Annotated in this window: 8 protein-coding genes; all 8 read left to right on the top strand. The window is 70.4% G+C overall.

What is annotated here, in order from left to right:
- Window positions 1-165: 165 nt before the first annotated feature.
- The 8 genes from ABZ934_RS29840 to ABZ934_RS29805 all read left to right on the top strand — a co-directional run bounded on the left by ABZ934_RS29840 (window position 166) and on the right by ABZ934_RS29805 (window position 11,159).
- Window positions 166-504, top strand: coding sequence for a MerR family transcriptional regulator (locus tag ABZ934_RS29840; protein WP_361319058.1), 339 nt, complete (start codon window positions 166-168; stop codon window positions 502-504).
- A gap of 440 nt (window positions 505-944) precedes the next feature.
- Complete coding sequence (locus ABZ934_RS29835) at window positions 945-1,862, top strand: radical SAM protein (RefSeq protein WP_361319056.1); 918 nt, start codon at window positions 945-947, stop codon at window positions 1,860-1,862.
- A 58-nt stretch (window positions 1,863-1,920) separates the two neighbouring features.
- Window positions 1,921-3,057, top strand: a complete 1,137-nt coding sequence (locus ABZ934_RS29830; RefSeq protein ID WP_361319054.1) for a methyltransferase domain-containing protein — start codon at window positions 1,921-1,923, stop codon at window positions 3,055-3,057.
- A gap of 64 nt (window positions 3,058-3,121) precedes the next feature.
- Window positions 3,122-3,532 (top strand): hypothetical protein, encoded by a 411-nt coding sequence (locus ABZ934_RS29825; RefSeq protein ID WP_361319052.1) that lies wholly within the window; start codon window positions 3,122-3,124, stop codon window positions 3,530-3,532.
- Between the two features lie 908 nt (window positions 3,533-4,440).
- A complete protein-coding gene (gene cas7u / locus ABZ934_RS29820; protein WP_361319050.1) occupies window positions 4,441-5,625 on the top strand; it encodes a type I-U CRISPR-associated RAMP protein Csb1/Cas7u in 1,185 nt (394 codons plus the stop codon).
- A 4-nt stretch (window positions 5,626-5,629) separates the two neighbouring features.
- Window positions 5,630-7,105, top strand: coding sequence for a type I-U CRISPR-associated protein Csb2 (gene csb2, locus ABZ934_RS29815; RefSeq protein ID WP_361319048.1), 1,476 nt, complete (start codon window positions 5,630-5,632; stop codon window positions 7,103-7,105).
- Window positions 7,102-10,131: a type I-U CRISPR-associated helicase/endonuclease Cas3 gene (gene cas3u, locus ABZ934_RS29810; protein WP_361319046.1), complete on the top strand. Its 3,030-nt coding sequence runs from the start codon at window positions 7,102-7,104 to the stop codon at window positions 10,129-10,131. The genes csb2 and cas3u overlap by 4 nt, the downstream gene beginning before the upstream one ends.
- 2 nt (window positions 10,132-10,133) lie before the next feature.
- Window positions 10,134-11,159, top strand: coding sequence for a hypothetical protein (locus ABZ934_RS29805; protein ID WP_361319044.1), 1,026 nt, complete (start codon window positions 10,134-10,136; stop codon window positions 11,157-11,159).
- Window positions 11,160-12,209 lie beyond the last annotated feature (1,050 nt).

The raw sequence follows: 12,209 nt of genomic DNA, 5'->3' as shown, positions 1-12,209 counted from the left end.
CCGGTCACGCATCCGCGATCCCCGCATTCCCCTCCCTCCCCCGGGTGGGCATGCGGATACAGAAGGCCGGCGCAGTACCAGGGCCGGCAGATGGTGTAGCAGTTCCTTCGGGGCCCTGATGCCATAGGCACCAGGGCCCCTCCACGTGTTCCACAGAGAGGTGCGATGACCGCAGACGATACGTTCGGCCGTCTCGATGACGACGACTACCCCGCCTACACCATGGGCCGGGCCGCCGACATGCTCGGCACTACCCAAGGCTTCCTGCGCGCGATCGGCGAACACCGCCTGATCACCCCCCTGCGTTCCGCGGGCGGTCACCGCCGCTACTCCCGCTACCAGCTCCGCATCGCCGCCCGCGCCCGCGAACTCGTCGACCAGGGCACCCCCATCGAGGCCGCCTGCCGGATCGTCATCCTCGAAGACCAACTCGTAGAAGCCCAACGCATCAACGCCGAATACCGCCGTACCGCCCAATCCCCGTCTCCTCCGGCCGCGGCCTGAAGACCGGCCGGAACCGCCGCCACGGCCGGCGACCCGCCGCACCCGTGCACCGGCCCCCGGGTGGTCGTGCGGCGGCCGTGTTGCAGAACCGATTCTGCTCCCGCTCATCGACAATAGGATCCACACCGCCCCGGAAGGCCTCGAGCGTCCGGGGCGGCCCCCCGTGCACCGCCACGAAGAAGACCACGGCCAAGAAGACGGCCACCCAGCAGACCCCAGCGAAGAAGACGACCGGCCGCAAACCCCGCAGCGCCTGAGGCCGGGGGACCGTCCCACGCGCCAGGGCGCCTACCACCCCGACGGTGTTGAGGCGGTCGCGGATGGCCTTCAGCAGGTCCCCCACAGCCGGGGGGCCCTGGTGGACGGTGGGAGAGGGCTTCTACCGGCCGAAGTAGCCGCATCGCCAGACGGGTTGGTGGCCCGCACCCTACGATCGCGTCATGACGACCGCCCGCAAGGCCCCTGCCAGGCTGCGGTTCCTATCGCTGGAGATCACCGGCCGCTGCCAGCTCACCTGCCCATCGCTCTGCTACGCCGCCTCAGGGCCGACGCGGGGCCACGGCACGATGAGCGATGACGACTGGTTGCGGACCATCGACCAGGCCGTCGCTCTCGGCGCCGAGGAGGTCCAGCTAATCGGCGGCGAGCCGACGCTCCACCCCGGCTTCGTCCCGATCGCCCGGCACGCGGTGGATTCCGGCCTGCGGGTGCGGGTCTACAGCAACCTCTTCCGGATCAGTGAAGAGCACTGGCGGCTGCTGGAGCACCCCCGTGTGCGGCTCGCGACGACGTACCACAGCAGCGTCGCGGCCGAGCACGACGAGGTCACCGGCCGCCAGGGCTCGCACCGGGCGACGCGCGCCAACATCGTCGAGGCGGTCAGGCGCGGCATCGGGTTGAAGGTCGCCGTCCTCGACGCCGGCGACCCAGGGCGCGCCGAGCGGGCCCGGACGGAGCTTGCGGCCCTCGGCGTCCGCGACGTCCACGTCGGCAGGGTGCGGGCCGTCGGCAACGCCGCGGGCACCGCGCTGCCGTCCACCGCCGAGCTGTGCGGGCGCTGCGGGGACCAGAGGGCCACGGTCCTGCCGGACGGCGACGTGGCAGTCTGCGAGATCGGGCGCTTCCTGACCGCGGGCAGCGTCCAGCACACCGGCCTGGCCCAGGTCATGTCCGGCCCGCGATGGGCCGAGGCGAGCGCGAGCATCCCGCGGCGTGCGAATCCGACGGCCTGCCACCCCGATTGCCAGCCCTCCAACTCCGATTCCTGCGATCCCGGCAAGAACGACCCCTGCGACCCGATGGGCTACGCACCCGCAGCGCCCGGCTCGTCCGCGGCCGCCGTACCCGCGCTGGTCTGAAAGGCGGGTCCTGTTCATGGAGTGGACGCTGGCGAGCTGGAACACCCATGCCGCTCGGATGGCAGATGCGACCGTACGACCAGAGTCCCGCTGGCACCGGGCCCTGGCCACCACGCCCCGGCACCTGTTCGTGCCCCGCTGGTGGACGCCGGCCGAGCAGGACGGCACGTGGGTCTACGAACTGTGCGACGGCGCCGGCGACCCTGCCGCGTGGATGAGCAGCGCCTACGACCACAGCCTCAGCGTGATCACCCGCGTCGGCCCCCACCACGCCGACCACGCCACGCCCGCAGCAGTCGTACCGGAAGCGTGGCCCACCTCGTCGGCCACGCTGCCCAAGCTGGTTGTGAAGATGTACCAGCACGCCTTTCTCACCGACGACTCCCGCCTCCTGGTGACCTGCGGCAGCGGCTACGGAACCGCCCTGGCGTGCCGGCGCCTGAGCGACGAGCAGGTCACGAGCGTGGACGTCGACCCGTACCTGATCCAGGCGGCGCGGGACCGCCTGGCCGCGGCCGGGCACCGGCCGCGCCTGGAGGTCTGCGATGTGACTGCCGCGCTGCCCGGCATCTACGACCGCATCGTCTCCACCGTCTCGGTGCCTGCCATCCCCGCCTCTTGGCTCACTGCCCTCGCCCCCGGCGGCCGGATGGTGACCGCCCTGTCAGGAACGGGGCTGCTCATCGTCGCGGACAAGACCGCCGATGGCGGCGCCACCGGCAGGGTCGCCCCCGAGCCCGCCGAGTTCATGAGCACCCGCCACGGTGACGACTACCCCCTCGCTCCCGACAACGCCGATCTGTGGGCGACCGCGCGGAAGGCCGACGGCGAGTCCGTCACCACCGGCCGCTACCCGCTCATGAGGGTCAGCCGCACCTGGGACGTGCGCTCCACCCTGGAGCTCACCGTCCCCGGCATCGAGCACCGTATGGAGACGGCCTCGGACGGCACCCGCACCGCCTACATGCTGCACCCGGACGGCTCCTGGGCCCGGGCCACGGCCTCCGGGGCCCGCCAGGTCCCCACCGTCCACCAGGGCGGCCCGCGTCGGCTGTGGGACGAGCTTGACCGCATCCGGACCTGGCTCGTCATCGACGGCGATCTGCCCGTGGCGGGCGCGGCGGTGCGCATCGACCCGGACGGCGCCTGCCATCTCAGCCGCAGCGGCTGGTCGGCAACCATCGGCGCACAGTAGGCGCGGCGCAAGAAGCCAATCACCAACTATTGCGATGGTCGCAACATTTTGCGACCATCGCAATATGCATCAGATTACTGAAGTCGCCGCGTTCCTTCACCCGATGCCCGCCCCGGACCGCACCTACCCGGACGACGTCCTCATCGACATGCGCGAGGACACCGACCGCCTGCGCGAGGAGTACGCCGCCGACCTCGAGGCCAAGGCCCTCGGCACGGAAACCGACCCCCTGATCCTGGCCCTGCAGCAGGCGAAGCAGGATAAGGAGGAGGCCGACCGGCGCACCCGCCTGCTCATCGCCTACGCCCGCGAGTTCCACGCTCCGCGCCGCTACTCCCTCAACGAACTCGGCAACGCCTCCGGCTACACCTTCTCCGGTGTACGCACCGCCTACGGCGACCGCGAGATCGAGCAGGTGCAGGGCGAGATCGGCCGTGCCCCCCGCCGCGCCGCGAGTGGGGAGGAAACCGCGTGACCCAGCTCGCGCTCAGCGCACCGCCCCAGGGCACAAGCCCACATCACGCCCGGCACCCCTCGTGACCTCACCGGAGCGGCTACTCCCGTAGCAGGCCCACGAGGAGCTGCGCCAGGGCGCTCAGCCCCCCGGTCTTCATGAAGCCGAGCTCGGCTGAAGCGATGGCCGCCATGGCCGCGGCTCCTTCGCTCACCGCCCAGACATGGTCCTGGGGGCGCCCCCCCGAGCCGAGCCAGCACACGAACCCCGGACCGTGGTGATCGAGCTGGACGGCGTCCTTCGGTACATCCCCAGCCGCTACTACCTCTCCGGGCCCTACGCGGGCCGCCTGATCACCGCTCCGTACTTCCAGGCCCCTTCAGCGAGATCGACGGCCAGTGCCCTGCCCCGGTCCGCATGGCCCTGCATCGCCCCATGGACAACACGGACCCACGCCTTGTCGTCGTGGACGACAGCCGCACCCTGTGGGTCATGAGCTTCGCTGCCTGCCACGCCACCCGCGCCTACAAGATCACCGGGTTCGGCTGACTCCGGCCGGGCTCGTTGCCCGAGCCGCCTCGCGTTCCGCAGGCCCCCGTTCGGCTCTTCCTCGAACGAGTGCTCTTCCCTGCATCGAATGGCCGAACCACGTCCAAAGGCCAGGCCGCGCCAGGTGCGCGGTCTGTGGCCGTACTCCCAAGGGCCGCCGCGCAACCGTGCCCCGGAACCACCATCGGGACCGGCTGGAAGCGATGAAGGATCGTAGCGGCGGCCACTGACAAGCTCGAAGTGCGCGTCGGGGGACAGCTTCGTGTCGACCGTGGCGGCTTGCTTCGATGTCGCCGGACTCGCCGCAGGACGCCCGTTCACAGCGGGGCCTCGGCCTGGTCTCCCTGTCTGTTGACGCGATTCCGGAAAGGCGCATCATCGTGGAGCTCTACGAAAGGCTGCTCGCCGCAGCCAACGCACAGTCGGACGACAGTGCAATCCGTGTCCGAGCCGAGTACGAGCCGACGAGTGGCCCGGGAGGCCGGGTCTTCCCACCCACGACGAAGCTCAAAGCGACGGACGCGGCCGGGTATTTGACTGAACCCCGCTACGTGGACAACGAGGCAGTCACGGTCGTGCGGCTCGATCAGGAGCAGTCCCAGGCGAACCGCTGCGAGCAGGCTCTCCAGGACGCGATCCGGCGCCAGGACCTGTTCATCCCCCACCTGGAGCTCATCACCCAGGCCGAAGGGGTGTCCGTGCGGATCACCAGCCTGGAGGCCCCGCACAGGTCCCGCGACGCCTACTTCCGCGACGCGGAAGACAGCGAAGGCGTGAAGTTCGACGACACCGAGACCGGACGCGCGCTGAGACGGGCCGTCCGCGAAGACATGAGCGCCTATCTGCGGTGGGCTCCGATCGACCTCGTTTATGGGGCGTGGGACTCGCACCGCAAGCAGCGTATCCAGGTCAGGGCCGCACGCGCGTACACCTCGGAGATGTACGGCGTCGCCCCGCTGGCCGGCGTCCGAGCGGCCGGGCGCGTGGACCAGTTGAACCTGGCCGGTGACACCGTCGCGGTCACCAGCACGGGTTGGTCACCCCTGGAGGACGTCAAGCCCCCCAAGGGCGTCGCGACCGCCAAAATGTCGGCGCTGGGGCACGGGATGATCCCGCCGACCGAAGGCCTGGGAGGCGTGTCGGTCAAGGCGGTGCACCGCGAAGCCACGCTGTCCATGGCTCTGCTGGCGTCCGTACGCTTCGGCGAGATGGATCAGGAACTCGCCACGGCGGGCCGCGCCCTGCTGGCAGCGATCGCCCTTCTCGGCGACCGCCTGGCCTTCGCCGCGCCAGCCCTGCATCTGCGCTCCGGATGCGACCTGGTCGTCGTCTCGGAGCAAGTGGAGTGGGTCAAGCGCGGCCGCGACGGCCGTCCCGTCACCGAGCCTCTTGAGTCGGTGACGGTCCGCGACACGCTCTCCCTGTTCGAGTTCGCACTGGAGCGTGCGCGCAAGGCCGGACTGGACTGGCCCGCCACCCCCGTCCGGGTACGGCCCAACGCGAGCCTGCAGCAGGCCATCGCAAAGTCCTACGAGATCGCCGGGATCGGCGAGGTAGGGGAGTGACATCGTGCCCCTCCGTATCGACACCCATCTTCTGCACCCCTCCTACCGGGCCTCGACCCTGGACCGCACCCGCGCTGAATGGCCCCCGCACCCCTACCGACTGTTCTGCGCACTGCTATCGGTGGCCGACCCCGATGACCCCGTCCACGACGCGGCGCTGACCTGGCTGGAGCAGCAGCCCGCACCCGTCGTCCGCGTCCCGGCCCGCACACTGGAGGCGGCCGAGCCGCGCCAGGCATGGGTGCCGACCAACGGCGTGGAGCCCCTCAAGCCCGGTCACGCCGTGTTGCCCGGGCGCACCAACGGCGGCAAGCAGAAGGCCTGGCCGCAGCGGAATCTGGCCGAACCCCTGGTGAGCTTCATCTGGCCGCACTGCCCGCCGCCCGGCGTGTACGCGGTCATCGAGCACCTGGCCCGCCGGGTCCCATACCTCGGCCGGGCCGGCGGCCACGCGCTGCTGAGCACTACGGCCACCGACAGCCAGGACACCGCCCCCGCCGGCGACGCGTGGCACGACTGGGTGCCGACCACCCAGGAGACCCACGACACGCACTACCTGCGCGCCCCCTACCCGGGCTTCATCAGCCGGCTGCGCACAGCCCACCAGGAGATCCAGCCCGCCTACCAGCAGGCCCGCCCCCACCCCTACCGGCTGGCCTGCACCGAACCTGAAGCAGCCGACACCGAAGTCGTGGACGGCCCCTACGCCGACCTCCTCACCTTCGCCTTCCCCACGGGTATGTCCCTCGACCCCTCGCTCACCCTCAAGGTCACCGCTTCACTGCGGGCCAAGGTCAGCGGCATGCTGGACGCGGCAGGCCACGACGTCGACGCGATGACCGCCGTCCACGGACACAAGAAGCCGGGCGACGAACGCCGCGTGTGCGCCTTCGTGACGCTGCCGTTCGTCGGACACCGTCACGCCGACGGCCGGCTGCGCGCAGTCGGCGTCGCCCTTCCCCGCGACCTGGACCCCGGCCACCGTAAGGCACTCCTGGCGGTACTCCTGCGCCTCGACGGAGGGCTGCGCAAACTCATGGTCCCCACCGTCCGTCGCCCGGTCCCCCTGACCTACCTGAGCCAGGGCGCAGCCGAACTCACAGCGACCAAGGCGGCCCGCGCCGAGCGATGGACAGCAGCCTCCACCGAGTGGTCGACCGCACTGCCCATGGTGTTGGACTCCTTCCCCAAGCGGAACGGCGACGGAATCGAAGCGTCCGTCGCGGCCAGCTGCGTCCTGGCAGGCCTTCCCGAACCGGACCTGGTCGAGGTACTTCGCCAGGGTGCGTTCATCCCCGGAGCGCCCGACCTTCCCGCGTACGCCCTGCGGCGCAAGCCCGACGACCGGCCCCTTCCCAGCCGGCACGTCCGGGTCCGGTTCCCCAGGCCAGTGAGCGGCCCGGTCGTGCTGGGCAGCAAGAAGAACTTCGGCCTCGGCCTGTGCCTGCCCACCCACCAGGGACAGGCGGCGACCGCATGAGCCTCAGCACTGAAGAACTCCTGCAGATCGAGGAGTTCGCCACCTTCGTCGAGGAGGTCCGCGGCCGTCGCCCGTTCCCCTGGCAGATCGCCTACCTCCACCACGTCGCCGAAACCGGGATCTGGCCAGACCTGGGCATCCCCACGGGCCTCGGCAAGACCAGCATCATCGAGATCTGGGTGTTCCTCCTGGCCTGGCAGCACGCCAGCGGGGTCCACCGGACGGTGCCGCTGCGACTGTTCTTCGCCGTCGACCGGCGCCTGGTCGTCGACCAGACCCACGAGAGCTCCCGCACCCTCCAACAAGCCCTCGACACCAGCCACGCCAGCACCATCACCGGCCGCGTCGCCGACGCACTGCGCGACCTCGCCGGCTCCACGTCGCCACTGGAGTGCGTACGGATGCGCGGCGGCGTCGACTGGGCCTCGCGCTGGCTGCGCTCACCCGCACAGCCGGCGGTCATCACCTCCACCGTCGACCAGTTCGGCAGCCGCCTGCTCTTCCGCGGCTACCACACCAGCCCCCGCATGAGGCCCATCGACGCCGCCCTGTGCGGAATGGACGCGCTCCTCGCCCTCGACGAGGCCCACATCGCGCTCCCTCTGCTCGCCACAGCCACCGACTGCGCCGCCTACCAGGCCACCGCCACCCACCCCGAGTTCGCCGCCCGCGCACTCAAGGTCGTCAGCCTCTCCGCGACCGCCTCAAGCGGGCACGACCGGCCGCGCCACTCCATCACCGACGCCGACCGCGCCCACCCCGTGGCCGGCAGGCGACTGAACGCCCCACGCCGCCTGACCCTCCTGGACGCCTCATCCAGCGCCAAGAACAAGGCCGAAGGCTTCGCCCAGGCCGCCGAGCAGGCACTCGAAACACTGCTGACGGTGGTGGAGCGCCCGATCCTCGGCGTGGTCGCCAACACCCTTCGCGCCGCCCGCGCCACCCACCGCCTGCTGTCACCGCGCGAGGACATCGACGTGGTGCTACTGACCGGCCGCTCCCGCGCGCTCGACCGCGAACGCCTTCTCCTGAGCCGCCTCCTCACCGAGCTCCTCACCGGGGTGGCCGCAGACCGGACCAAGCCACTCGTCGTCATCGCCACCCAGACCGTCGAGGTAGGCATCGACATCTCGTTCGCCAGTCTGATCACCGAGAACGCCTCCCTCGCCGCGCTCGTCCAGCGTCTGGGCCGCTTGGACCGCACCGGTGATCTCAGCCTCGCCCCCGCCGTCGTCATCCGCGTCAGCACCGCGACCGACCAGTCATCCATCCCCGTCTACGGCGACGCCGCCGAGCACACCTGGAACTGGCTCGCCGACCGAGCAACGCCCCTGACAACGACAGAGCTCGACCCAGCCACCCTCGCCGCAGCACTCCCGGAAGGGCTGCTGGTCAACCCCCTCACCCTTCCCGGCCTCCTCGACGACACCGACACCACCCTCCTGAACGTCACGCCGCCCCGGATCCCCGTGGTGCACCGCACCCTCCTCGACTCCTGGACCCGCACCAGCCCCACCCCCGTGCCCGACCAGGCCCCCGCCCCGTTCCTCCACGGCCTGGACACCACCCCCGAAGACGTGCAGGTCCTGTGGCGCGCCGACCTCCAGGACGCCGAAAACCCGGACTTCGACCACTGGGCCGCCCGCATGCAACAGGTTCCCCCGCACCCAGCCGAAACCGTGGCCATCCCCTCAGCCCAGCTACGCCGATTCCTCACCCGCTCACTGGACACGGACGACACAAGCGACCTCGAATCCACGCCGAACACCCAAGAACCCATCCCCGCCGGGAAGAAGCAGAAGCCGCCATCCATGTCACCCGCACTCAGCTACGACCAGACCGTCGGTGCGTGGATGCCGATCACCGACCCGAGCGGCATCCGACCTGGAAGCACCGTGGTCCTGCCCAGCCACTACGGCGGCCACGACACCTACGGCTGGACCGGCACCCGCACCCTGCCCGCCTGCGACCTCGGCGACTACCCACCCACAGCCACCACCCCCACCCGCATCCACGCCCCCGTACTCACCCTCCTGGCCGACGGCAACGAGGACCTCACCGCCGCCCTCACCAAAACCATCACCCGGGCCGTCGACCTCCTGCGCACGGCAGAACACGAGGAGGCCACCGTCGTACACAACCTTCTCGACACCCTCCAGGGCCACCTGAACCAGAACCCCGACGGCCCGTACACCGACCTTGTCCACAACCGCCTCGGCCACCTGCGAACGGTCAAGCAGTGGACGGTGGAACCGACCGGCCGAACCGAACACCGCGGACGCGTCATCCTGGACCCGGACGAACCCGACCGCCTCCTCCTCATCCCTCCACACCCGCCCCAAGGACAGCGAGAACAAGGAGCAGGCGTCGGCGACGAGAGCGCCGACTCGAGCTCCCTGACCCGACCCGTCCCCCTCAGCCAGCACAGCCAGGCCGTCGCCGACCGCACCGCCACCTACGCCACCGCCCTCGCCCTGCCCACCACCCTCATCGACACCCTCCGCACCGCCGGCCACGCCCACGACTGCGGAAAATCACACAATCGCTTCCAGTGCATGCTCTGCGCCGGCGACCAACTCCTCGCCGAATCCCTCGACGAACCCCTCGCGAAATCCGGCATGGACCCCGCCGACCACACCGCACGCCGACGCGCGGCCAAGCTCGCCCGGTGGGAACCGGAGATGCGGCACGAAGCACTCAGCGCCCTCGCCGTCACCGCCTGGCTCGCCACCGCACCCGACCACGCACGCGGCGACGACGATGAACTCCTGACCCACCTCGTCGCGGCCCACCACGGCCACGCCCGCCCGCTCCTTCCCCCAGTCCCCGACCCATTCCCGCAGACAGTGACCTGCACCATGCCCGACCAGCAACAAGTCACCGTCAAAAGCGCCGACATGGGCACCGACTGGAGCGGCCCCGACCGCTTCCACGCACTCAACCGCCGCTACGGACCCTGGGGCCTGGCACTCCTGGAAGCCACCCTGCGCCTCGCCGACATGGCCTGCTCCGAGGAAGGAACCTGACCATGCCCATCCCCAGCCACCAGCTCGAACTCCCCGCCCTCTACGCAAGCTCCCCCCTCGGCTTCCTCGCCGCCCTCGGAACCCTCCACCTCACCACCCACCTCCTCGACCAAGCCCCCCGCCTCTCCTGGACCGGACCCGACGCCCCCGCTATCCTCCACACCCGCCAGCCCCTCACCTACCGGAGCCTGGCCGACCTCCTGGCCACCCAACTCCCCACCCAGCCCGACAAGGACCCCCTTGCCGTCGCCCCCGGCATCCTCGACCAGCCCCGCCACCCCGCCTCCGGCTCACCCAACGACCCACTCCAAATGCCCATCGACGAAGCCCTCACCCACCTCCGCGCCCACGCCAAGGCCGAGCGCGACCACGACGACAACCGCGCCCACTGGTTCACCTCACTGATCAACACCCTCAGCCTCACCCCCGGCAAGAGCGACAAGACCGCCACTCCGAAGAACAAGGACGCGGCCGGCGGAACCCTCTACACCCTCACCACCCCGTACTTCGGCCGCAGCGGCCAGATGACCCTGCCCAACAACTGGACCAAAGCCGCCCAGCACTGCCTGAACAACCCCACCCACATCCACGCAGCCCTCACCCGATGGCAGCGCGTTGACGACTACGCCGGCGCCAACCTCGACCACCTCTCCACCGGCGACGCCCACATGGTCAGCCACGGCAAAGCCACCCAACAAGGCGTCCCCGGAGCCACCTGGCTCGCCCTCCACGGCTTCACCGCCTTCCGCCTCACCGGCAACACCAACCGACCCGGGGCCACCAGCTGGGACACCACCAACCACGCCTTCACCTGGCCCATCTGGCACCAACCCCACACCACCATCACCCTCACCACCCTCCTCGAACACCCCGACACCCGAACCCACACCCCCAACCCCACCCGACTCCACAACCTCGGCGTCACCGCCCTCTACACCGCACCACGCACCCGCCTCCCATACGGCGACGGCCCCCTCGAACCGGGGCGGCCCATTCCCTTGCAGCCCGACAGGCTTCGGAACCTCTAGCCCACCACGACACACCGGACCACACCGAAGCCAGAAGTCAGATAAGGGAGGTATATCCACCATGTCGAAGCCCCGACCATGGCCACGCTGCGCAATCGATGCAGCCCGGACAGGCTGTCTCCGCGGGCACGCCCCGCGGCACCATTGCGGCATTAGGGCGAGCGTGCTCACGCTGGAGGACGTGGCCCGTCTCCGTGGGTTCGACCCGCGGCACCACTGCGGTGAGACCAAGTGGGGCGCCAAGTACATCGGCTGGACCCCCGTCTCCGCGGGCACACCCTGCGGCACCACTACGGCTCAAACCCTTCGATGCAGTCTCCGGCATCTGACCAGCCGTTTCCCTGGGTACGCCCCGCGGCACCACTGCAGCATCAAGATCAGAGTGACGAGCGCGCTCCGAGCCTTCCGTCTCCGCGGGTACACCCGCGGCACCACTGCGGCCACAGATCGCGGGCGGGGTCCCGTAGCAGTCACCCCGTCTCCGCGGGTACGACCCGCCACTGCGGCGTCATCGGCCAGCTGCACGCGATGGCGGGCCAGCTCCCGTCTCCGCAGGCACCACCGCGGCAGCCCGGCTTCCAGCGCGACTGCGGTCAGACAATCCTCCGTCTCCGTGGGCACGACCCGCGGCACCACTGCGGCACCCGCTTGCCGTTCGTTGAGCCGGGGTTGTCCGCCGCCTCCGCGGGCACGGGCCTGCGGTACCACTGCGGCATCGAGGACGTTTTTGGGGAGTCGATCTGGTGCAAGCCAGCTCCGCAGGCTCCCTGCGGCACTACCGCGGCGCCATGGGGGCGGACAAGGCCGGACGGGCGGCCGATCCGTCTCCGCAGGCACGGCCTGCGGCACCACTACGGCTTCGACCCGACGAAGCTCGTCGACAAGGACGGGAACCCGTCTCCGCAGGCGCGCCCTGCGGCACCACAGCGGCCTTACGCTGCTCAACAGCAATGTGTCCTTGTCTCGGTCCCGTCTCCAAAGGCACGGCCTGCGGCACCACTGCGGCGGTGTGGCTGGCACGACAGCCAATAGGGCGTACCGGCCATCTCC

This window comes from Streptomyces sp. NPDC046557 (assembly GCF_040645975.1).
In the GTDB taxonomy this organism is placed as follows: domain Bacteria; phylum Actinomycetota; class Actinomycetes; order Streptomycetales; family Streptomycetaceae; genus Streptomyces.
This window is presented reverse-complemented; position numbering and strand designations above follow the sequence as displayed.